The sequence below is a fragment of the Tsukamurella soli genome (assembly GCF_039541155.1).
Classification (GTDB): Bacteria; Actinomycetota; Actinomycetes; order Mycobacteriales; family Mycobacteriaceae; genus Tsukamurella; species Tsukamurella soli.
The window spans coordinates 115,888-138,737 of record NZ_BAABFR010000002.1; the positions used below are offsets into that span (position 1 = coordinate 115,888).

Genomic DNA, 22,850 nt, shown 5'->3' on the forward strand with positions numbered 1-22,850 from the left:
GGCGGTTCATTCGGCGGCGAAGCCGGCTGCACCGTGCGTGAGCCGACCACGTTCGATGGCCAGGGCGATGCACGACGACACACGCCGGTGTGCCTTGTCCGTCAGACGCCCCTGGCCCAACTGTTGCAGCGTCTGCCGCACCAGTGATTCTTCGTCTGTATGTCCGGTGCGGACCGCGTACACCGCGGAGTTGATGATCTCCTCCGGTGCGATCTCGTCGATCGGGCGCTTCGAATCCGCCTGTGGCTGACGGAATCCGCGCCACGTATCCGGGTCGAGTCCGTCCGGCCAGACGAACGTCCCGAGCGAGGTCCGGAGGATTCTCTGCTGGACCTGGTTCTCGACGAGGCTCCGCCGTGCGGCACTCGCCCGGTCCAGACCGAAGCGGCGGACGACTCCCGAGCACAGGCGCGACAGCTCGATCGGTCCCTCGATCGCGACGACCTCGGCGGTGGCGGCGCGGAGAACGCTGTGCAGCTCGGCCGACTCGGTATCCAGATACTCGCGTGTGCCGAGTGTCCCGGTGGGAGCACTCACATATCGGGACGGGACTTCAGCGGGCGACGGAGTCGGCTTCCGGTCGAGGTCTGAGCCGTCGGATGCGCTGACGGGCCGGGCGTCCACCGCGACGGCAGCGACTCTCACCGTGTCGGGCGCCGGCGGGACGCCGGGTACCGTGGCCGGCTGAGTCGCATCGCCGGGCGGGAGGACCGTGACGCGGGGCGCCTCACCGGCAGTTGCGCTCGACGTCTCCGAGCCGACCATCGCCTCGTGCAGCACAGGACCTGAAGTGGAGCTGGGACCTTCGGTCGCTTGCGGCTCGGCCTCCTGTGCGGCCTGCGCGGACTCGACTGCCGTGACGATGCGGTCGATGACGCCGGAGGGATCGTTCAGCCACTCGGGTAGCCAGACGCGGATGACCGATGGCCAGCCCATCATCGACTCGAGGAGTTGGGGAGTGAGCTCGCGGTCGGACACCGTCGGACGGTCAGCCCATCGCTTTCCGTCCAGCATGACGGCGACCTGCCACTGCGGCGAATCGGGAGAGCGCACCGCGACGTCGACTACGAAGTCGGACAGACCGTAATCGTTCTGGGCCTCGACCCCCCGCGCGCGGAGAGCGTGGGCGATCTCGGTCTCGATCGCGCCGGCACCCTCGCTCCGCCGCCGATCGGACTGCTCGATGAACCCGGCTTGCGCGGCCTCCATGTATTTTTTCAGGTCTCGGATACCGGCCGACTTCGTGCGACTCACGTCGATGTCGGAGGGCGAGAACGACGTGAACACCACTACTTTGCGTCGGGCGCGCGTGATCGCCACGTTGAGTCGCCTCTCGCCACCGCTGTTGGTGAGCGGCCCGAAGTTGAGCGGCATCCGGTCTTCTCCGGGGCGTTTCGAGAAGGCGGTCGAGAACAGGATGAGATCCCGCTCGTCACCCTGCACGTTCTCGAGGTTCTTGACGAACAGCCCGTCCTGGACGTCCGGCCTCAGCAGGTCGGCTACGGCGGGGTCGTCGCATTCGTCGAGGAGCAGTTGGATCAACTCCTGCTGCTGGCGGTTGAACGTCACGACACCGATGCTGCGCTCCCGCCGGGGCGGACTCACGAGTCGGGTGATCTCTGCGACGATCGCCTCGGCCTCGACCCGGTTCGTCCGGAACTCGTGTCTGGTGTTCTCGCGGTTGAAGTGTCCGGGGACTTTTCGGACCTCGATGCCGCTGCGGTCGTCACCACCTGGGCTCGGCAGGCTCGCGAGTCGTCCGTCGTAGTAGCTCTCGTTCGAGAAGGCGATGAGGGACTCGTCCTGGCTCCGATAGTGCCAGGTCAGCCATAGGCGCTCGACGCCGGATTCGACACATTCGGTGAGGATGCTGTCGAGGTCCTCGGGGGACTCCGCCGCCTCCTCGTCCTCGTCGTCCGCGGTGTCGGTGGACGCCATTCCGACCGTCGTGGGCGGCATCTGCTTGGAGTCGCCCACGATCACCGCGGACCGCGCGCGTCCCAGCGCACCGATCGACTGTGCCACCGTGACCTGGGAGGCCTCATCGAACACGACCAGATCGAATGTCACCGAACCCGGCGCTACGAACTGGGCGAGCGAACTCGGACTGACGAGGAAACACGGGGTGGCGCTGACGATCTCTCGGCCGTACCGCTGTACCAGTGTCCGCACCGAGCGGGCGTTGCGCTTCTGGTCGAGCGAGCGCCGCAGGGTGCCGTAGTCGCCTTCGAGTCGGTCGGCGCTGAACGGTCGACGAGCGATCAGTTGCGCTGGGAGCGCGCGCTGCAGATCGTCGCGGACGCGATCGGCCCCCGCCGCATAGTCGGCGGTCTGTCCGTCGCGGGCCTGGGTGGAGAAACTCTGCAGGCCGTTGGCCGCCACACGTTCTGCGATCGACGCGCGGGCGACGCCGGACAGATAGCGGGACTCGCCCTCGACGGCGGGGATGGCGCCGACCATCAGCATCTCGGCGAATTCCGTGAGGCCGCTGGCTCGAAGGGGAGCGAGAGTGTGGTCCAAGTCCACGAGGCGCCGCATCGGCGCGGTGCCTTGCTGGGCGAGGTCATCCGACCACTGTGGTTGTGCCGCCCGCCAGGTCGTCATCCAGTCTCGACCGCGCAGCCAGCGCGCCGTCGATGCGTCGCTCGCGCCGAGGACTCTCGTCCATTCGCGCCACGCGGTCACCACTGCGGTAAGGGTCGCACGGGTGTGACCGGGAATCACGTCTTTCCGGAGCATCTGCCACTCCACCGGATACCGGTCGGCGAACGACCGCGCCGAGGCCAGGTTCCCGACGATCGCGTGCAGGTCGCGTTCGGCATCGGCGGACAGCGGGTCCCACTGTTCCGGTAGGAGATCGCCGAGCAGTTCGGTCGCCTGCTGGCGCACATGGTCGCGCAGCGACCGCGCACTGGGCACGTTCTGCAGTAGGGGGACGGCTTGCTCGAGGGTCAGATCCGCGTTCGGCATCGTCACGGCGCGCAGGGCGGCCACCGCGCGTTCGGCCTTCTTGCGCTTGCCCATGCCCCGCCGCGAGTCGAGGATCAGCTGCGCCAGCGCCGCCGGGTCGCCCGCTGCGATGAAGACAGGGTTGAACGACCTCGTCAATTCGCTGAAATCGGAACGGAGAGTGGATAGCTCGCTGAGGAGCAGGTGCTGGCTCTGGGCCCAGGCCGGGGAGCGTGACTCGGCGAGCACGGCATCGCTGATCGCGGGTGCCTTCACCTCGTCGTCGATCCGCCCGAGGAGGACCGCGACACGCAAGGGCGATCGCAGGGCGCCGATGATCCGGGCGGCGTTCGGGTCCCGGTCGAACTGCTGCAATGCTGCCGTCGCGGTCCGCCAGGCATCCTCGATGTCTTCGTCCGATCCTGGATCGTCGGCCAGACGCCACGGGTTGTCACGTCGGGTATCAGCGGCTCGCGCCATCCGGCCGAAGGTCCGGAGAGCGTCGCGGACGGCAGTGGCATCGCCGGGCGAGGTGGTCGAGACATACGCGTTGGGGAGCGACGCGAACGGCGCGCCGGGCTGGGCGGCGACGGTGTCGGCGGCCCGCCACAGCGAATCGCCGACGGCGTTGGGGGCGTGGATCAGACGTGGGTACGCGGCGAGCGGCGAGTGCTGCGCGCGCCAGGTCGCCAGGCGGCTGTCCCACGCACCGTCGTTGAACGTGGCACGGTGATCGAGCGAGCGCTTGAGCTGCTCGCGGATGTTGGCGCTGGTCTGATTCTGGCCGTGCAGGTCCAGGGTGAACGGAGCGAGACCCACGCGCTCGAGGCGGCGTCGGACGACATCGAGTGCCGCCTGCTTCTCGGCGACGAAGAGCACCGTCCGTCCGGCGGCGAGGTTCCGCGCGATCAGGTTCGTGATCGTCTGCGACTTCCCGGTACCGGGTGGCCCCTCGAGGACGAATGTGCGCCCAGCGGCGGATGCTTCGATCGCCCGAAGCTGTGAGCCGTCGTAGGCGATGGGCAGCACCTGTGCCGTCTCGTCGACGGTGAGTGCCGAGATCGGTTCCCGCGACGGGACATCGGGATCGACGAACGTGTCTCCGGCTGAATGAGTCAGATGGTGGACGAGAGGACTGCGTTCGAGGATCTCCCACGAGTCCTGGATGTCCTGCCACATTCCGAGCGTGCCGAACCTGCAGATCGATACGGTCGCGTCGGCGGCCACGCGGAACGGCAGGTTGTGCCGCAGCAGCGCCTGCCTGATCCCGGTGAGCGCGGCAGACACGTCGATGCCGTTGTCATCGGTCGGTGGTGACTTGAGGGCCTCGATGGTGACGTTGTGCTTCACCCGCAGCCACTCGATCAGGCAGTAGTTCGGAGCCGCCGACGTCGTCGAGTCCATGACGATCTGGAATCGGCTCTGACCGGTACCACCCGTCAGTTGCACCGGGAGCAGGAAGAGCGGAGCCCGCGCCTCGGTCCCCGATGTCGTCGCGTGGACGAGTGAACCGAACGTCAGATACAGGTTGCTGTTCCCGGTCTCCTCCAAGAGGGTTCGCGCCGCGCGCTGGAGGCCCTTGAACACCGACGCGTACCGGGCTTCCGGCACGGTGACGAAGGTCTCTCGGCGCTTCGCGAGATGATCCCGGATGGCCTCGGCGGGCAGGTCGGCCGCGGTGGCGGTCCCGCTCATCTTCTGCATCGAGCTGAGGTCGTCGGCCGGCAGCAGCGTGACCTTGCGGTCGCTCTCGACCAGGTCGTCCAGCATCGGGAGCGACTGCTCGGTGGTCACGAGATAGAGGACTTCCCGAGACGCGCGGAGGTTGAGCAGTCGATTGCGGGTGCTCAGGTCCAGCAGTGCACGTTTCCACTTCTTGACGCGTGCGGGCGACGAATCGTGGTCGTCGACGATCTGCTCGTCGCCGGGCCTCGCCGACGTGGCGGAGGCGAGCTGGTCGGGGAGCGCGAGTGAGACGCGTGACGGCGCGGCCGACGCTTCGGCTTCAGGCGCCGGGGTGGTCGGGGTCGCGACGCCCGGGAGGGGCCGTATCCCGGCGTCACGGGCAGCTTTGATGTCTATGAGCCCGCGCAGGCGGCGCGGATCGTTGAGATGACGCCGCGCGACCTCGACCGCCGCCAGGAGGCTGGGGGTGCCGGACTGGTAGAACTGCGCCTCGACGACGACGACGTCGCCACTCTCCGCAAGGTTCAGCATCGTGTTCGGCTCGAGGACCACCGGCGCACCGATGGTCGCTTCGTATCGCATGAACCCGGCGAAGGCGTGGCCGTCGATCACCCAGACGTGGGGATGGAGACCTGCCTGCTCGAGGCAGGCGGCGTAGGTCACTGCCAGGTCGATGCACGTGCCGAAGCGCTCGTCGAGAACCTGCTGGGGCGTCCGTACCTTCTGCCCCGACTTCTCGAACGAGGCCGGTGGGTTGATGTAGCGGATGTCGCGGCGCACCAGCGCCCCGTACACGGCGGCCGCGATCAGACCGGCACGGTTCGGCCCGGACTGGTAGCCCTGGATCGATGCGTCGCCGGTCTGGTCCGCAAGGATGCGCGACGCCTCATCGAGGATGCTGGACACCGCCGCGGTGTTGGGTTGGACGAACGTCGCGAGCGACTCGTAGAAGACCGGATCCGCGAACCACTCGTTGTGCGCCAGCACCTGAATGGGGTGTTCGACGCGCACCGCCGTGACCCGGTCCGGTGTTGTGGCCGCGACTACCAGGCCGGCGGGGTAGCTCTCGGTGAGAGCAGACAGATGCGCCCGGGAGGGGTCCACCTCCCGGATCATTTCGAAGTGGGTGGACGCGCCCGCACCCAGGCGATCGATGGTCTCGGACCACGCGGGTACCTGGCCGTCGAGCAAGCCCGTGAGCGACGCCGTCACGCGGAGGTCGTGTATCGGGGTCGGAGTGCCGTTCGACACGGTGATCCGCCGGATCAGGGGCACCCGGTTGTGTATCAGCGCGAGGTTGACCGCGGGAAACGCGTCGACGTCGATGGTCAGGCCGGTGGCGGTCTGGTCGTCGGCGCGGCTGGATGTCTCGGTCATGGTCCCCCAATCGAACTCAGCGGGCCTCCCTCGATCCGCTTCGGACACTGTAATACCGGCCACCGACAGGTTGTGGCGACACGTTGTGCAGGCGGCCGCGCGGACCGACCAGCCGGGTCTGAAATGGCCAGTCTTATTTCCTATATTGATGTTTAGCGAAGCAATTATTTGCGGTGTCGGCGCCTGAACCAGCCAGACGGTAGCTACACCGCGCCGCCGATTGGAGCACGCGTGGCACCGCGTCGGGATCGATCCATCGGCGGTGGCGAGTCGGACTGCTCAACCTTGTCGGTGGTCCGAGATACGTTCCTCGTGCACTTGTTGGGGGAGGGCCTGATTCGGTGGATGAGCGCGCGGGTCGCGCGGCACATTGCACCCGGGACCCTCAATTCTTTGAATCGAGGAGAAAATGAAGTTCAAGATCGTTGTCGCACTGGTTCTCGCCGGACTCGGCGTCCTGCTTGGAGCGTGCGGCAAGGGGGGGAACGTCGTCTGCGAGCCCAGGGGCCGCCGTCACCACCAACACGACCACTCCCGATGCGGGGGCAGAGACGACCACGGCGAATCCGCACGTGTTCAGTGCCAGCGACTTCACCATCGACGTGATCGTGACGAAGAGCCACTGCTTCGGTAGCGCCGGCTGCAACGTGAGCTACACGATCACGCCGCACTACATCGGGTCGACAGCCGATCTCGCCGGCGCTGACGTGCGGGTGATCTACCGTGTACTCGGAGGCGAGGAGCCGGTCACCGACAGCTTCACGCTGACGGGGACCAGCGTGCCCTACACCGACGAGTCGACGTTGGAGACCGAGTCGAGCGACTACAAGCTCACGGCTGAGGTCACGCAGGTGGTCGACCAATGACCACGATGCCGAGCTCACGACCCGATGCGGGCTCGATCGCGCTTCAGGGGGCGGAGCTTCGGGACCCGGCCCAGTCGGGTCTGCCCGCCTACACTGGCCTCATGACCGTCGCCGCGAATCCGCATCTGATGTCGTTGGCGGAATGGCGCGCCTTGGGGGAGGACACCGTCGGCCGGTCGGAGCTGCAAGAGGGGGTCCGGATCGTGTCGCCGAGGCCGGGAATCGCGCACATGGACGCGGTCTACGAGCTGTGGATGCAGCTCCGTGAGCAGATGCCGAACGGTTTTCGTACTGTGGCGGAGGTGGATGTGGTCGTTGATCCGCAGACGCCGGCAACGGTCAGAGCGCCGGACCTGGTCGTGTACAAATCCGGTGCGAGTGCGCCGCTGCCCGCCGCCGACGTCGTCGTAGTGATCGAGATCCTCTCGCCGGGTACGCGGCGAGTCGACCGTGTCACCAAGCGCAGCGAGTACGCCGATGCCGGGATTCGTGCGTACTGGATCGTCGACCTCGATGGTCCGCGCCTCACGGAGCTCACGCTCGCAGGCGGCGAGTACTCGGCCAAGGAACACGTAGGCGAGTTCACGACGACGGTGCCGTTCGGCCTCCGTATCGACCTCACCACGCTGACCCGCTCGTAGCGCGCGTCCGTGGGTCAACCCCGATCCTGTCCGCGGAGGCGCTGCCCGGCCTGAGTGTAGATGGCGTCGAGTGCCGCGGTGTCCATAGAGGCGGTGAGGAAGACGATGTCGACGCACTCCTCGACGGTGAACACCTGCACGGGAGGGCGCTGTTGAGCCATGCGCGTCAACATCAGGTCGCGGACCTCCTTCTCCGACAGACCCGCGTCATCGCCCCACGCCATGAACTGCGGAGCGATTCCCGGCGCAACCGTAGCGATCGACGTCTCATACGGGAAGACGTAGTCGAGATCCAGTTCGACGGGTCTGCCGTCGACGGTGTTCTCAGTACAGTTGAGGTCGTAGAACGCCACTTCGGCCAACATCGCGATCGCGTCACGCCATCGGTCCTCCTCGGCGAGGAATGTGGCCATCGCATACCGCGCGCTGCCGTAGAACCCCCACTTCCCGTTGACCGCGTGGATGAGCGAAAGCCAGTTGAGGCATCGCCAGACGGTGTCGCGGTACGGCCCGGGATTCAGCCGCACCAGTTCGGTGAGCGAGAAGATGTCCAGTCCTTCGATATTCGGGTGACGGTGGATATGCGGGATCTGCGGACTCGCAGCCACCGCGTCGATGGCGATCGCCGTCGACGCGTAGTACCGCTCGGGATAGAGATCATCGATCTCCATCGGCGTCAGAGAGTCGAGGACCCGATCCACGAGCGCAGCCTTGGAACCACTCACCTTCAGACCGCGTGCCGCGAGCACCGGCTTGAGGCCGGCGATCGTCTGCCGACCGACGGTGTCGGCGTCGTTCTCGGGTGCGAGGAACCCGCGCTCGGCGAGCGACCGCAGAGCGCTGAGCGGATCGGCGACACCGTAGCGGTCCGCCCAGAACAGCTGAAAACGCCGGCCGCGCGTCAGCAGAAGAGGAGCGTACGTCAGCAGCAGCACCTCATGTGGATACAGGCCGAAACGATCTGGCGCCATGGATCGAATCCGCTCCGCGACGGGCCGAGGTTGCTGCCAGAGTTGGGATTGCATCGATGGCGGTATCCCCGTGTCCGCCGGGGAAGACGCCTCGCGTTCGGGCGTCGTGGTGGTGCCGACCGCATAGAGCGGCTCGCGGTTCTCGATCCACGTGTCCATCGACGAGTCCTCACAGCTCCACATCGTCCGCTGACGCTGCCCGCAGCGCCTCCTCACGCTCACCGGCTCCGACCTGCAACGTGTAGTCCACGCGCGGGTCGAAGTCGGGGAACTGATCCACCCGATCGAGCACGTCCACGAGCTTCTTGAGGAACAGCCGCGGCGAGATACCCACGCGCCCACCGAGTTCGCCGGCGACGGCGGAGGCGAGGTCGCGCAGGTACGCATCGTCGACCGCAGACAGCACGCGTGGGGAGGCGCCCTCCGCATACACCGAGCGCACCCGCTCACCGACCTCCACCAGCCGGTCCAGATCGAACCCCGTCAGCCGGATCTGTGGCGCCCGCGGGTTGTCGAACCGCGGATCGCCGAAGTCGGTGTGCAGCCGCTGCGCCAGGGGCGGCAGCGTCTGCACGCCGGACCGTCCGTCGAAGAACGCGGGCGTGCCGGTGACGATCAGATACAGTCCGGGGTACCGGCCGGAGTCGAGCTCATCGAGCCACTGCCGCAACGCATTCAGCGCCTTCTCACGCGAATCCCGGCGCATCCGCTGTAGCGTCTCGACCTCGTCGATCACCAGCACCAGCCCAGGGTGCCGGGCGCCTTTCAAAACGGCCAGGAGCCCCTGTAGGAAGCCCATCGCGAGGAAGTGGTCCACGTCCTGCTTGATGCCGGCTGCCCGCTTCGCCGCCGCGCCCACGTGGGGTTGGCCGCCGAGCCAGGCGATCAGCGCATCGGCGAGGGCGGCGTCACCGTCCTCCAACGCCTGCCGGTACCGGCGCAGCACCATCGGGTACACCGGCGTCTGCCTAGCGACGGCGGCGAGCCGCTGCTCCAGCAGCGAATCCACCTGTTCCGCAGACGCTTCGGTCGCGCCAGCGGCATCGGCAGCGTCCTCCTCGATCCCGTACAGCCACGCATCGGTGACCGCGCGGAATGCGCTCTTGGGGAACGCCGCCGTCCGTAGCTCCTCGATCGTCCTGCGGTACACCGTCTCCAGCTTGTGCAGCGGCGTCTCCAGCTCGCTGATCTGCACCTCGGCCACGGCGAGTCCGCGGCGCATGGCGCGCTGCTCCACCCACCGCGCGAAGAACGTCTTACCCGCCCCGTACTCGCCGCGCACCGCCTTGAACGCCGAGCCACCTGCCGCCACCGCGTCGAGGTCCTCGTCGATGGCGGTCGCGAATCGGTCGATACCCACCGCAAGCACGTCCAGGCTCCCGTCCGGCACGGTGCCCTGCCGCAACGACTGCAGGATCTCCCGCCGCCGCACCGGGGACAGGCTCACCGCGGCACCCCGAACTGCTCGAACAGCACGGCGGGCTCGAGCCGGACCTCGCTGCCGTGCACCGAGATCACCTCCACACCGTCCATGTTGAACACCTGCTGCAGGATGCTCGCCGTCCGGCCCACCCGTCCGCGCGAACCGAGCAACTCGTCCGCCCGCGCCAGCGGCAGCACCCCGTTGCCCAGGACGGCCTCCCGTACCACCTCACCCACCGCATCCAGCGGCCACCGATGCGCAAACGTCCGCACCTGCGACCGCAGCAGATCCGACTCCAGCAGCGCCGTGACGCGGTCCCGCTCGGTCGCTGCCGGCTGGGCCGGGAGGTCGAACAATCCCACCTCGCCCGCCGACGGCCTCCGGCGCGCTGGCTTAGTAGGCGCTGACGGTGCTGGGATCGGCACCGGGTCACCGGCTTCGGCCACCGAGCCGGTCCAGAAGGCCGGCGGCGTGGTCGGCCGCGGCTCCAACGGCAGATGCACCGGCACCGCGCCCTTCACCAGCACGGCGATCGGCACGGTGGCCTCGGCGAGCGTTGCGCCGCCGTGGTACCCGGCCTTCTTCCCGGTGTAGCGCAGCTGCTCGTCGACGGCGAGGACGGCGCGGCCACCGTCGGCGAGCACCCGCGGTCCCTCGACGAGCACCTCACCCACCTCGGCATCCATCTCGGCGGGCCGGTACCGGGCCGAGATCCGCTCGCCCCGTTGCGCCGACGGTGCCTCGCTCCGCTCCACCACATGCCCGTGATCGGACACCAGAACCACCGTGCGGCCGACGGTCCCGGCCGCACCCAGCAGTGCCTCCAGGTGTCGCACCTGCCCGACGGTCCACACCGTCCCACCCGGATCGGACTTGTCCAGCGCATCATCGATGGTGTTCAGCACGCACGCCACCACCGGCGTCCTCGTCGTGTCGTCGATCGCCGCGCGCACCTCGGGGGCGACGGAGCCCTCGCCGGACAGCGCGTCCAGCTGCGCCTTGTGGAACAGCGGGGTGTGCTGCGCGGGCAGGTGGTTGCGCGCCAACCACGCCGCGAAGCCGTCGCGTTCGGTGCGCTGATCGCCGACGGCGAGTTCCCCGGACAGCAGGCTGGTGCGGGAGAAGCGGGTCACCGTGGGGAGCACCGCCAGCGCGGCGGTCAGGTCCTCGACGGCGCACTCCTGCCACTGCGGCGACCGCCGCGCGAGGTCGGCGAGGATCTCCGCCGCTGCGGCCGCCCCCATGCCGTCGAGCACGAGAAGCAGCACGGGGGAGCGGTCCTGCTCCTTCGCCGGCGCGTACGACGGTGCCGGTGGCCGCGCGGTGAGCGGCGCCACCACCCGGTCCAGCACATCCTCGATCGGCAGGTACCCGCCGTCGGACGGCTGGTGCACGCCGGAAGCGGCTATCACGGAGGCGAATTCGGCATCCAGCTGCGCACGCCGCCCGCGGACGTCCGCCAGTATCCGGCGCGCCGAAGTCTGCAGCTCGGCGTTCTCTGCACCGACGAACGCCTCGTCGATCGCGGCGTCCACCCATGCCAGTTCGGTGCGGTACCGGTGCAACCAGTCGCCCACACCGCGAGGCTCCGCGAAGTCGGTTCGCGACCAACGCAGGAGCCGCAACGCGGAGCGTCCCACCCGCACGTCCTGGGGTGCGTCGAACTCGTCCGCCTTCGCGGCGGCGTGCGCGCGCACGGCCTCCCACGCGTCCGATGCCGCGGCGAGCGGGCCACCGTCGACCGCCTCCCGGAGCGCCGTCGCGAACCGGCCGATCCGCAGCGGCAGTGCCTCGTCGAGCACATCGGACCGCCCGAGCAGCGGCGTTGCCCGCAGCTCCGCCGTCAGTTCGCCCGCCCGGCGGAGTGTTCCGGGCTTGTCGCCGTTCCCGACTGCCAGCGTGGCGGCCGACGACCACACCTCGATCTCCGCCTGCGCGGGGACCAGCCCGATGCGGTCCTCCAGTCGCGCTCGGACGGCGACGGCGGTCGAGGCGGGATCGGGGAAAGCCTGTGCGGCCTTCGCGGAATCGTCGGTCAGCGCGGCCACCAGGCCCAGCGGCACCGTGTCGGCGGGGCCGACCTTCTGCCAGAGGGCGGTGAGCACCCGGCCCGCATCGCCGAGCCGGCGTTCCAGCCACTCGTAGAACTGCTGCCGCAGCACAGGATCGGCCTCCGCGCTCCAGCGAGTGAACCTGGTCGTGGCCGCGAGCTGCGTGGACCACGCGGCGATCCGGTGCGGCGTGACGCTGTCCGGCGCGAGGTCGAAGTGCTCCCTGGCGAGCACGCCGAACAGGTGGTCGCTGGTCAGGACACCGCCGGGCGCGGGCGGTACCTGCGCGGGAAGCGACCGGAGCGCAGAGCGCGCCGCGTCGTGCTTGTTCGACAGCAGGCCGTACTCCTGCCCGTTGGCCTTGAACGCCTCCCGCAGCGCCGGCCATGCATCTAGGTGGTAGACCATTCCCGACGACAGGTGGTCCTTCACGCCCGTCGGCAGCTCGTCGGCCGTGCGGTCGGTGAGCACCACGACCCAGTCGTACCTGTGCCGGTCCAGCAGCGCCTCGCGCATCCCCAGCACGCTCGACGCGACGGCGATCCGCACGCTCTGGCCGTCGACGGTGACCTCCGGCTCGCCCGTCCAGACGGGTTGTGCGGCAACGGCGAGCGTGCCGCGGCGGTGCTTGCTGTCGCGGGCACGCCGGACCAGCGAGGTGATACCTACCAGGTCGGCGTCGGGCAGGTCGGCCGTCCCCGTCATCAATCGACCCGCCGGATGATCACCTCGAAGCGTGCGCCCTTCTCCTGCGCCAGAAGGCTCTTCAGCTCCTCCTCGATCGCCGAGTACCCGCCCGCGGCGTCGACGGTGAACCGCGTCTCGCCCTCCCGGTGCCGGCCGGGGCTCGCTTGCCGACTCCGCTGCCTCTCGAGCTCCGCTTCGAGTCGGCGGGCCCGCTCCTCCTGCTCGGCCCGCTGCCGCTGCGCCTCGCGCGCCAGCTCCTCGAGCCGCAGCCGCTCGGCCTCCAGGCGCTGCTGCGCGGCCCGTTGCCGGCGCAGGTCCTCATCGGTGGGCCCCGGCGCGACCTTCCGATCCTGCGCTGCACGCGATTCCAGCCAGGCGTCGCGTTGCCCATCTGCCTGTGCGAGGGCGACGGGGAGGTTGGCCGCGAACTCGTGCGTCGCGAGTGCACGCCCCAGGTCGGCGAGGATCCGCTGCGCGCGAGGATCGTCGGTGGCGTTCCGCAGCACGTCCCACTTCGCGGCCGGATGCTCCTGCAGCGCGCGCTCGACCTCCGCCGCGGTGGTGAGCGACTTCGCGGCCTCAGTGTCGGAGCCTCGGACGTGCGCGTCGGCGATCGCGGCGACGATGTCGAGGTTGCTCGCGAGGGGGATCCGCTTCTCGAACAGCTCAGCGAGGTCCGCCGCCAGCGCGGGCCTGCCACCGTCGGCCTCGATACCGAATGCCGCGCAGTAGTCGGCGATCTCGCGCGCGAACCCGCCGCGGCCCGTGAAGTCCGACCGCGCGTACTCGCGCACCTGGTCGCCGAACTTCCCGAGGTTGGTGGCGGTGAGGTACTCGTTGACCGGCTGACCCGTCCAGGTCTTCCAGCGGCGGACGGCCTGCTCCCACCGGGCACCGTCGGGCAGGGGCTCGAGCCGTAGCACCACCCGCTCGCCGATGGTGCCGATGGTGGGCTCGTCGACCGCCGTGCCCATGAGGAACCACGAGCGCTTGGTGCGGGTGGCCCAGGTGGCGGCGATGAGGTCGGTCATGTCGCGGTTCAGACCGCGTTTCGCGGACATCTTCTCGATCGCCGTGCGGAGGTCGGCGATCTGGATGTCGCCCGTCTCGTCGATGCCGAGCCGCGCCAGTTCCTGGGTGATGCGGTTCTGGACGCCGGTGAACTGCTGCGGCCCGAATATCAGGTGGGTCTCGTTGGTGCGGGCCAACTCCAGGGGAGTGACGACGCGGCGCACCGTCGCGCGCTCGGTGGCGTTGAGGCCGATGCGACCGTCGGCCTGGGACTGCGCCTCCCGGAGCCTGCGCAGCGTGAGGTTCAGGTCGGAGCGGGTGATCAGCCGGTCCTCGGGGGAGAACTCGGGGTGCTCGGGGTAGCGCGCGGCGTAGGCGTCGGAGATGAGGCGATCGATCGCCGCGCCGAGCGTGTTGCCGATCGGCTTGGTGACGGTGACGCCGGGTTCGAGCGACCGTAGGTACGGGGCCTTGGAGCTCGCACCGCCCGCGACGCCGTACATCACCTGCAGGGCCATCTCGAGCTGCGCCTTCGTCTGGCTCTGCTGGCCCTCGAGGATGGCCTTCGCGGCGGGGCGGTCGGCCTCCGGAAGCTCGTTGGCGTAGGAGGCCCAGCGGTCACCGTCGAGCAGGTAGTTGAGGATGACGAGGCGGCCGAGCTGCCGGTTCTGCTTGTCGTCGAAGAACGTCGGGAGCCAGGCGATGGTGAAACCGTCATGGCCGGTGCGCTTGAGTTCCTCGATGCGTTCGTGGTCTTCGTCGACGGTGTGCCCGGGCTCGTCGAAGGGCAGGTCGACCATCAGCCGCAGCGCACCGGGGGTGTGGGGGGTGAAGGCACCGTCGGAGAGGTAGCCGCGGTCGCGGACGTTGCCGAACACGACCTCGACGGTGCGTGCGGTGCCGCGCCAGGTGACCACACGGAGCCGGGCGTTGTCGATGGTGGCCTCGGTACCGTCGACGCCGAAATGCTTGGACAGCAGGTCTCGGACCAGTTCCCGGCGGCGGCCGTCGGTGTCCTCACCCTGGGCGCGCGCGACGATGCGCTCGTAGTCGACGGATTCGAGGGTGACGGAGATGATCGGGTTGGCGTCGGCGGTCACGGTGATCTCGGGGATCTCCGCGGCCCACGTCTTGACCTTGCCGAGGATCTGCCCCGCCTGGTCGCCGGGGATCAGCGAGATGACGCTGCCATGGTTCAGGGAGGCGAGCCGGTTGGCGTCGATCTGCTTGAGCGCGGGCACGTTCGGCGCGATCGCGGACATCAGAAGGGTCTTGGCGATGCGGATGTCGGCGCGCAGGCCGGGTGGGGCGTCACCGTCGGGCGTGTCCTCGTCGACGCCGGCCGTGCGGAACAGCAGCGGCCGCAGCTTCTCGTGCCAGAGGGTGCGGGCGGTCTTGAAGGTCGCCGCGGCGGCGGCGTTGATGGCGGTGCCGCCGGCGCTGTCGATGATGTAGTCGAAGGCCTCGCCGACGGGGATGACGCTGTCGATGGTGAGCTGATCGGCCTTGTCCGCCAGCATCTGCTGCATCACCTTGAGCGCGGTGCGCTCGCGTTGCATCTGCCCGGAGAGGGCGCGCAGGGTGGCGATGAGCGCGGGGGAGAAGGGATACGTGAGCTTGAAGGCATCGGCGTCGGCGCCGCGGTGGAGGTCGTCGGTGTTGACGCCGTCGAGCAGCACATCCCACACCTTGGGGTTGCGGTCGATGCGCGCGAAGCTCGCGGTGAGTGCCTGCGCTGCTTCGTCGTTCAGCGGCTGCAGTAGCCGCTTGTGGGCGATGAACGGGAGGTTCTCGTCGCCCAGGGTCACCTCGCCGAAGCGGCCGGCCTGATGCGCGAAGGCCTGCTCGATCGCCTGGCGCGTCGCGCCCGAGTCCGCGCCGCCCGCAACCCATTTCGAGAGGTCGTGCTGGCGGGCGATGAAGCTGGTGATGGGGACGGCGAGGCGGCCGCGGCTGGTCTCGACCAGCTTGGTGATCTTCTGCACCTCGGCGCTGAAGCGTTCGCGTTCGGTGATGAGGAAGGTCAGCCACAGCACCAGTTCGTCGAGCATGAGGACCACGCCGTCGTAGCCGAGGGATTTGGCGTGGTCGGCGATCACGGCGAGGCCCTCCTCGAGGGAGAGCCAGTCGGTGTTGCGGCTGTAGCTGGTGAAGTAGGCCTTGATCAGGGCCTGCTTGAGGCGGGCTCGCCGCTCCGGTTCGGCGTCGGGCGACGACGCCTCGGCATACGTCTGGGCGTTCCAGACAGCGGTGGGTGCGCCGAGCGCAGCCCAGTCGACGGTGCCCGACGACGGTGCCGCCTCGTCCTTGTTGAGCGCGGCGAAGAAGCGTTCGTCGCCGACCTCGGCGCGGCGGTTGGCGGCATCGTCGAACAGTCCGCCCGCGGAGTGCAGCACGGGCGGCTTGGCCTCGGGGTGGAGGCGCTCGATCTGGTGCAGGTACTGCTCGAAGAGTGCAGATTCGATGCTGGTGGAGTCGAGGAAGTGGAACGTCAGCCGGAGCAGGTTCGCCTCGGAGATGCGGGGGTGCTTGGCGATGATCGGCTGCAGCTCGGGGACGGCGCGAGCCTCCGGCGCGTGGCCGAGGACGCCGTAGAGCACGGCCATGAAGTGCGACTTACCGGAGCCGAAGGAGCCGTTGAGGTACGCGGCCTTGTTCTCCTTGGTGCGCAGCGCCTCGTCGACTGTGCCGAGCGCCAGGTCGAAGGCCTCGGCGATGGCGGGGGTGACCACATACGCGTCGACGGTGGCCTGCATGTGCCCGGTCTCGACTGAGTCCGACAGCCGCAGGACGTAGTCGCCCGCGCCGTGGGACTCGGGGATGTCGAAGGTCTGCCGCAGGGTGCGGGACGCAGGGGCGAGGCCGGGAAACATGTGTGTTCAATCGCATTCTGTAGGCATCTATCGGCTTGACCCTATCGGTCGGTGCCGACAAGTGGCGGGGATCCCCAGCAGTGCCTGCGCTGCGTCTGGTGATGTGTAGGCTTATGTGTGAGGAGGTGTGTGATGGCCACCAATCTTGCGATCGATCCTCAGCTGATCGAGGAGGCACTCGCGGTCAGCGGCGCCCGCACGAAGAAGGAGGCGGTCACGATGGCGCTGCGCGAGTTCATCGCCCGTCGCGCGCAGGCGAAGATCGTCGATGCCTTCGGCACTCTGGAGGCGGACGATTCCTACTCGTACAAGGACGATCGCCGGTCGCGCGACCAGAAGCTGGACGCCGACGACTGATGGGCTTGTTGGTCGACACCAGCGTGTGGTCGTCGGCGTACCGCCGGGACGCGCCGGCCGACGTGCCCGAGGTTCGCGCACTGCGTACCGCTTTGACCAGTGGGGACACCGTCGTCACGACCGGGATGATCCTGCTGGAGTTGCTGCGGGGGTTCGTCCCGGCCGCGGCGCAGGCCACGATCCGAACTGCCTTCGACATCTTGGAGTTCGTCGAACCGACTCGGCAGGACTACATCGAAGCGGCCACCCTGGGCAACCGTTGCCGGCGGGCCGGCGTCCAGCTCGGTTCCGTCGACGCTCTGATCGCCCAGATCGCGATATCCGGCGACCACACGCTCCTCACCACCGACAACGATTTCCGTCACGCGGCGGTGCACGTCCCTTTGCGGCTGTGGCAGCAGTCGACGTAGTGCAGCCCCCGCTTCGGTGATTACTTGCCGGCACGCATGCCGCTCGGCGGGCGAGCCTGGACTGCGGCGTCACAGCGTGTATTCTTCCAACTAAGATTCGTGCATTATTCAGGTCAATCCGTGTGAATAACTCCGAACGGGGGTTGTATGGCTGGTTCCTCGCAGCCGCGTCGGTATCTTCCGCGCCTCGCCGACGGCATGCTCGATGACCGGCTCCACGCGATGGGGGCGGTGCTCATCGAGGGCGTCAAGGGTTGCGGCAAGACCGCGACGGCGCGGCAGAGGGCAGTCAGTGAGGTACTCCTCGATCTCGATCCGGACGCGGAGCTACGCGCTTCGATCGATCCGGGCCTGTTGCTCGACGGTGCGACGCCCCGGCTGCTCGACGAGTGGCAGCGCGCGCCTCGTCTCTGGGATGCGGTGCGGCGGTCGGTCGACGACCGCGGCGAGCCCGGCCAGTTCATCCTGACCGGTTCGGCGACGCCTCAGGACGACCTGCGACGGCACACGGGGGCAGGGCGATTCGCGACGTTGACGATGCGGACCATGACGCTGACGGAGAAGCAGGCGGTCACTCCGCGCGCCTCGGTGGTGGGGCTACTGTCCGGGGTGAGCCCGACACCGTCGAACTGTCCGCTATCGGTGACGGACTATCTCGACCACATCGCGGTGGGCGGGTGGCCGCTGCTGGTCGGAGCCGACCAGCGCGCCGCCCGTACCTACCTCGACGGCTACCTCGACGTGATCATCGATCACGACATCGACGAGGTCTCCGGATCGCGGCGGAATCCGCGTCTGGTTCGACGGTTTCTGCACGCCTACGCCCAGATGGTCGCGCAGCCAGCGAGTCTCGCCGCGATCATGAAACGCGCGCGGGATGAGACCGACAACGGCTCGGTGGCGCCTGCGCGCGACACGGCCGAGGTCTACCTCGAAGCGCTGCGGCGCATGATGATCGTCGACGAGATCCAGGCATGGGATCCGTCGGTACGGTCGTCCAAGCGGCTCACGACGGGGCCCAAGCGGTTGCTCGCAGATCCCTCGTTGGCAGCTGCGCTTCTGCGGATGTCGCCGGTTCGCATGCTCGACGACCTGAACACGGCGGGGTTCCTGTTCGAGAGTCTGCTCGCCCACGACCTGCGGGTCTATGCGGAGGCCGCCGGCGCCGCCTGCTATCACTACCGCGAGGCGGACGGGCGGCTCGAAGTCGACTACATCGTCGAGACCCGCGACGGCGACTGGCTCGGCGTCGAGGTGAAGCTCGGCGACGCGCAGATCGATGGGGCGGCATCGTCGTTACACCGGCTTGCCGGACGGGTGAGTCGGAAACCCGCGGCGCTGGTGGTGATCACAGCTACATCGCTGGGCTACACGCGTGGCGACGGCGTGCACGTCGTGCCGCTCGGGCTACTCGGACCCTGACGTGCCGCCGGGTATCTGAACAGTCACTGCAGACCGCCCCCCGTCGGGGGCTTGTCGCGAAAACGCAATAGCGTACGGTAGGCGTACCTGATTACGTACGTTTGGAGCATCGTGCAGGCCATCACCCCCACCAAAGCCCGAAGTGACTTGTACCGGATCATCGAGCAGGTCAACGCGGACCACGACGTGGTGGAGATCCTGTCCAAGAACGGTGAGAACAACGCGGTCATCATGTCTAAGACCGACTACGACGCGTTGATGGAGACCCAGTATCTCCTGTCCAGCCCTGCCAACGCGATCCGCCTTCTCCGCAGCCTGGAAGCGACGCAGCGCGGACAGTACGCGACGCATGATCTGTCGGGACTGGATGGGTGAACGTCGCGTTCACCGAGGAGGGGTGGGACGACTTCCCATTGGATCGTGACAGACCGCACCCAGGTGACGCGGATCATGGCCCTCATCCGCGACATTCAGCACGACCCGTTCGCTGGAACCGGAAAGCCGGAGCGGCTGCGGCACTTCCACGGCATGGTGATGTCGCGTCGGATCGACCAGGAGCACCGGTTGGTGTACGTGGTGGTCGATGATCGGACCGTCGTGATTCAGCAAGCCCGGTACCACTATTAGCGGCGCTTGGCCGTTGGCGAGTGATGTATGACGGCGAGTGATGTACGACGCCGAGGGCGACACTCTCCAGGCAGAATTCGAGTGACAACGTACGGAATGCCCGGATATGATCTGACGCATGAGGGCACCAGCCGGCTACCAGGTGATCCGCCCACTCGGTGCGGGTGGCATGGGACAGGTGTTTCTGGTCCAGGGCTTGGTCGACGCCTCCGCGGAGTGTGGGGCCTAAATGGACGTCGAGCTCTTCGATCGCTTCCTCCACCGCGTGCGCCCGAAGCTGGCAGCCTCGGGCGTGTCACACGTGCTCTATCGGATCGTCGCGGACAAGGCCGCCGCAGCCGAGGTGGTCCTGCTACCGGACCCCGGTGCGCGGAACCCGCTCATCGGCTTGTCGCACGTGCCCTCGGCGAACGGGGTGGTGTACATCCAGAACCTCGCCGGCCACCCCGAGCCCAGCTTCCGCGCGTTCACGGTCGTCGACGGTGGCGATGCCTCCGCGTTCGGAGGTGGCGAGGGTCCGTTCGACATCACTCCCGGCGCGCTGCCCGAGTATCCGCTCCTGAACCTGCTGCTCACCCGGATAGCGCACGGCGACGTGAAGGTGCCCTGGCAACACGAGCCAGCAGTCTGGGTCCTGCGGGCGTCCCTGGCGGACATGGTCGGTGACGTCGCGGGGAGCGGTCTCGATGATGCCGCCGGGGCGCGGTGGCGCGCCGAGCAGGTGCTCTACGACGGGATCGCGCGGCGCACTGCAGTTCTGCGCCGTGCGTCCGTCCCGGTCGCCGAAGGCGATGTGGAGGCGAGCCGTGCGGCGGTGATCCGTGAGGTCGCCTTCCTCGCAGGACTCGACTGGGACGACCTCGACATCTCGACCCTGGCAAGCGAACTCGGCTACAGCGCCGACGAGGCGCGGTGGTGGCGCCCGCGCGGCATCGGCTGCCTGGAGCAGATCGATCTCCCGGAGATCGAGGAATCGCTGGGATGGCTGGGCGCGCACTTCCCTGCCACGACCGACCTGGTCGAGAGCATCCTGCGCGACTTCATCGACCGGCTCAACGAGCATGTCGTACCGGTGGCGGCCCAGTTCGAATCGCGCTGGCACACAAAGGACAGGACCCACCTGCTGAGCTTCGTGCGGGCGCTGCGGCAGGGAGCCAGTGCCGAGGAGGGGATTCTCGCGTCGTATTCGCGGGGCGAGGACGGTGAGCTGACGTTGCATGCGAGGTGGCAGGCGACGGGTGGTGTCGACCTGCTCGCGGTCCGCTCGACCGGTGCCGCCGACGGTGCCGTACTGGTTTCCGCCGGTGGCGAGACCGGCTGGACCGCAAATGCACTCAACCGGGACGACGACCACGGCACTGGACAGTGGAATCTGGCGGACGAGCTCCAGTTCCTCCTGCCGGTCGAGTCCGCCGAGACCCTGATGGCGCTGCGGCGCGTGGTCCAGGGGCGCGCCCGCTACGACGAGGACTGTGTCCCGTTCGAGTGGTTCCGCCGCGCGGTTCTGGCGGATGTCGTCGCGAACCTGGAGGGCACCGCTGCCGAGGTCCCCGAGCACCGTCGGATGGACCACGAACAGCGCCTGGGGGAACCGTCGTTGGTAACCGAGACGCGAAAGCTGTTGCGCGATGGCGCGGGGACGCCGGAGATGCTGATCGACATCTTCCTGGTGTGGTTGGTGATGAAGCACGGGGCGACGCTCATTGCGGCCGCATATCCGGAGGCGCCCCAACTGGCCAGCGAGGATCTCGACTGGGACTCGGTGTGGGACAAGCTCGCCGATGCGATCGACACGGTGATCCGGCCGCTGCAGTGGGACGACCTGCGAGTCGGGCCGCTCGCGGAGCACTGGGCGATTCCCCTCGACACCGCCGAGTGGCTCCGTCCGGAGGGCATCGGCCCGCAGCAGTTCCGCCTGCTGCCCGACGAGACTGAGTCGATCATCCGCTGCGCCAACCGATCCCCGATCCCGCTCTCCCACCTCCGGCGACGCGTGGAGAAGCTGCTCGGCCCCGACGTACCCGTGCTCTGGGATCTTGTGTCTGCGGTCCCGGGGCTCGAGCAGCCGTGGCTCGGGGGCTGACGCGGACCGCGAGGTCGAATCCCTGAAACGTTCGGCGCGCCTGCGGGATGCGCGACGGCGCCCGGCTGAGCAGCGGCTGTTGGAGTACCTTGGTCAGCTGTACCGCCGTGCCGCACATCCCGTTGGAGGGCGTAGTGCCTCATGTCAATATGCCCGTGAAACCGAGTCCATGCCTCATGGAGGAATGCCCGCCAAACCACGGCGGGCCGAGGCCGCGTGGGGACCGGCCCGGGCTCGGGCTCAGCTGACCTTGACGTGGATTCCCTTGCGCACGTCCGGCAACGCGGACGGGATCGACGCCGGCTCCATCCGCTCGGTCTTCTCCTGCGCGAGCAGCGTCAGCCGGATCTGCAGTTCGTGGATCTCGCGGGCGAGGTGGGCGGGGTTGAGCGAGTCGCGGTACGCGGTCAGCTCGGCTTCCTGCGCGGGCGACAGGACCCGGGATGCCAGGAGCCGGTCGAACGGCGTCCTGGGTTTGTCGTACACCCGCCGGCGGCGCCCACTGCGGGTGCTGGCGTAGTCGACGGGCTTGATCGTCGGGGTGAGGTAGTTGAGCCGGTCGCCCACCAGCTTCCACAGCCGGTTGAGCAGCACCCGCTCGTCGCTGCTGTCGTACCGGAAGTGGAAAGCATAGCGCCGCACCAGATGATTGTTCTTCGACTCGATCGTCGCCTGGTCGTTCTTCTTGTACGGCCGGGATCGGGTGAAGAAGATCCCCCGCTCACCGGCCCAGTCCACCACCGGATGATTGAGGAACTCGGTACCGCCTTCAACGTCGGCCCGCAGTGCGCGACCGTGTCACCCTCGAAGAACCCCGGCTCTTTCTCCACCTCGTCCCCGGCCTTCCGCACCGTGATCGAATTCCGCAGCAGTGGTGAAGGTGTCGTCGCAGACAACCCGTGCAGCGGATCCTTCGCGCGGGCCGGCGCGAGGTACCGGTCGATCGTCGCCGCCCTCATCGCCAGCAGCTCGCCGTGCACCTCGGCGCTGTAGCGATCGTGCCTGAACGTCAGCTCGCCGTGCCGCTCCGACGCGTCCAGCAGCAGCCGCATCGACGCGGCCAGGTACTTGCCGCACTGCCCACCCGATGCCGCCCACACCATCTGCAGGACCTTGAGCGCGTCGAACGAATACTTCCGCGGCCGGGGGCGTCGCTCCCGCTTCGCGATCTGACGCCCCGAACCCGGCGGACGCGCCGCCGCCGCGGTCAACCGCCGCCGCGCGTTGTCCCGCGACCAGCCGGTCACCTCCACCACCTGATCGAGGATCCTGCCCTTGTCGCCCTTAACCGGCCCTTCCGCAATCAGAGTGCGTTGATGCGTTCGTGAAGCTGACCGGAGTGGATCAGGGACCGCAGGATGTAGTGGGTGAGGTTGCGGAAGCCGAGGGCGATGCCGCGGAGGTGTTCGAGGCGGC

13 protein-coding genes and 1 pseudogene are annotated in these 22,850 nt (G+C 68.3%); 8 read left to right on the forward strand and 6 right to left on the reverse strand.

Annotation, left to right across the window (positions count from 1 at the left end; all coding sequences use genetic code 11):
- Positions 1–6: 6 nt before the first annotated feature.
- A complete protein-coding gene (locus tag ABD908_RS01340; protein ID WP_344989786.1) occupies positions 7–6,012 on the reverse strand; it encodes an anti-phage protein ProA in 6,006 nt (2,001 codons plus the stop codon).
- Positions 6,013–6,584: 572 nt separating this feature from the next.
- Here ABD908_RS01340 and ABD908_RS01345 point away from each other — a divergent pair.
- Positions 6,585–6,878: a hypothetical protein gene (locus ABD908_RS01345; RefSeq protein WP_344989790.1), complete on the forward strand. Its 294-nt coding sequence runs from the start codon at positions 6,585–6,587 to the stop codon at positions 6,876–6,878.
- Positions 6,879–6,979: 101 nt separating this feature from the next.
- Positions 6,980–7,519: a Uma2 family endonuclease gene (locus ABD908_RS01350; RefSeq protein ID WP_344989793.1), complete on the forward strand. Its 540-nt coding sequence runs from the start codon at positions 6,980–6,982 to the stop codon at positions 7,517–7,519.
- 14 nt (positions 7,520–7,533) lie between these two features.
- Here the strand turns inward: ABD908_RS01350 and ABD908_RS01355 are convergent, their stop codons facing one another.
- The 4 genes from ABD908_RS01355 to ABD908_RS01370 all read right to left on the reverse strand — a co-directional run bounded on the left by ABD908_RS01355 (position 7,534) and on the right by ABD908_RS01370 (position 16,535).
- Positions 7,534–8,490 (reverse strand): SAP domain-containing protein, encoded by a 957-nt coding sequence (locus tag ABD908_RS01355; protein WP_344989796.1) that lies wholly within the window; start codon positions 8,488–8,490, stop codon positions 7,534–7,536.
- Positions 8,491–8,659: 169 nt separating this feature from the next.
- Entirely contained in the window at positions 8,660–9,937 is a 1,278-nt protein-coding gene (gene brxD, locus ABD908_RS01360) for a BREX system ATP-binding protein BrxD (protein WP_344989798.1), read from the reverse strand.
- On the reverse strand, positions 9,934–12,669 hold the full coding sequence (gene pglZ / locus ABD908_RS01365) for a BREX-2 system phosphatase PglZ (protein WP_344989800.1): 2,736 nt from the start codon (positions 12,667–12,669) through the stop codon (positions 9,934–9,936). Before pglZ ends, brxD begins: the two co-directional genes overlap by 4 nt.
- A complete protein-coding gene (locus ABD908_RS01370; RefSeq protein ID WP_344989803.1) occupies positions 12,669–16,535 on the reverse strand; it encodes a BREX-2 system ATPase PglY family protein in 3,867 nt (1,288 codons plus the stop codon). Before ABD908_RS01370 ends, pglZ begins: the two co-directional genes overlap by 1 nt.
- Before the next feature lie 132 nt (positions 16,536–16,667).
- Here ABD908_RS01370 and ABD908_RS01375 point away from each other — a divergent pair, with 132 nt between their 5' ends.
- The 6 genes and pseudogenes from ABD908_RS01375 (at position 16,668) to ABD908_RS01400 (ending at position 21,434) form a co-directional block, all read left to right on the forward strand.
- Positions 16,668–16,892: a type II toxin-antitoxin system VapB family antitoxin gene (locus ABD908_RS01375; RefSeq protein WP_344989806.1), complete on the forward strand. Its 225-nt coding sequence runs from the start codon at positions 16,668–16,670 to the stop codon at positions 16,890–16,892.
- On the forward strand, positions 16,892–17,302 hold the full coding sequence (gene vapC / locus ABD908_RS01380) for a type II toxin-antitoxin system VapC family toxin (RefSeq protein WP_344989809.1): 411 nt from the start codon (positions 16,892–16,894) through the stop codon (positions 17,300–17,302). The genes ABD908_RS01375 and vapC overlap by 1 nt, the downstream gene beginning before the upstream one ends.
- A 147-nt stretch (positions 17,303–17,449) precedes the next feature.
- Positions 17,450–18,724, forward strand: coding sequence for an ATP-binding protein (locus tag ABD908_RS01385; protein ID WP_344989811.1), 1,275 nt, complete (start codon positions 17,450–17,452; stop codon positions 18,722–18,724).
- Between the two features lie 111 nt (positions 18,725–18,835).
- Positions 18,836–19,099: a type II toxin-antitoxin system Phd/YefM family antitoxin gene (locus tag ABD908_RS01390; RefSeq protein WP_344989814.1), complete on the forward strand. Its 264-nt coding sequence runs from the start codon at positions 18,836–18,838 to the stop codon at positions 19,097–19,099.
- Positions 19,096–19,351, forward strand: a pseudogene (locus ABD908_RS01395) (Txe/YoeB family addiction module toxin). Before ABD908_RS01390 ends, ABD908_RS01395 begins: the two are co-directional and overlap by 4 nt.
- Positions 19,352–19,580: 229 nt before the next feature.
- Positions 19,581–21,434, forward strand: a complete 1,854-nt coding sequence (locus ABD908_RS01400; protein WP_344989817.1) for a hypothetical protein — start codon at positions 19,581–19,583, stop codon at positions 21,432–21,434.
- Positions 21,435–21,674: 240 nt separating this feature from the next.
- Here ABD908_RS01400 and ABD908_RS01405 read toward each other — a convergent pair whose 3' ends face one another.
- Positions 21,675–22,172: a hypothetical protein gene (locus ABD908_RS01405; RefSeq protein ID WP_344989820.1), complete on the reverse strand. Its 498-nt coding sequence runs from the start codon at positions 22,170–22,172 to the stop codon at positions 21,675–21,677.
- Between the last annotated feature and the right edge of the window lie 678 nt (positions 22,173–22,850).

Excerpts from the sequence above, each read along its gene's own strand:
- ABD908_RS01350 (WP_344989793.1), top strand. The coding sequence starts at position 6,980 with ATGACCGTCGCCGCGAATCCGCATCTGATGTCGTTGGCGGAATGGCGC.
- ABD908_RS01370 (WP_344989803.1), bottom strand. The coding sequence starts at position 16,535 with ATGTTTCCCGGCCTCGCCCCTGCGTCCCGCACCCTGCGGCAGACCTTC.
- ABD908_RS01340 (WP_344989786.1), bottom strand. The coding sequence starts at position 6,012 with ATGACCGAGACATCCAGCCGCGCCGACGACCAGACCGCCACCGGCCTG.
- ABD908_RS01355 (WP_344989796.1), bottom strand. The coding sequence starts at position 8,490 with ATGGCGCCAGATCGTTTCGGCCTGTATCCACATGAGGTGCTGCTGCTG.
- ABD908_RS01375 (WP_344989806.1), top strand. The coding sequence starts at position 16,668 with ATGGCCACCAATCTTGCGATCGATCCTCAGCTGATCGAGGAGGCACTC.
- ABD908_RS01400 (WP_344989817.1), top strand. The coding sequence starts at position 19,581 with ATGGACGTCGAGCTCTTCGATCGCTTCCTCCACCGCGTGCGCCCGAAG.
- pglZ (WP_344989800.1), bottom strand. The coding sequence starts at position 12,669 with ATGACGGGGACGGCCGACCTGCCCGACGCCGACCTGGTAGGTATCACC.
- ABD908_RS01385 (WP_344989811.1), top strand. The coding sequence starts at position 17,450 with ATGGCTGGTTCCTCGCAGCCGCGTCGGTATCTTCCGCGCCTCGCCGAC.
- vapC (WP_344989809.1), top strand. The coding sequence starts at position 16,892 with ATGGGCTTGTTGGTCGACACCAGCGTGTGGTCGTCGGCGTACCGCCGG.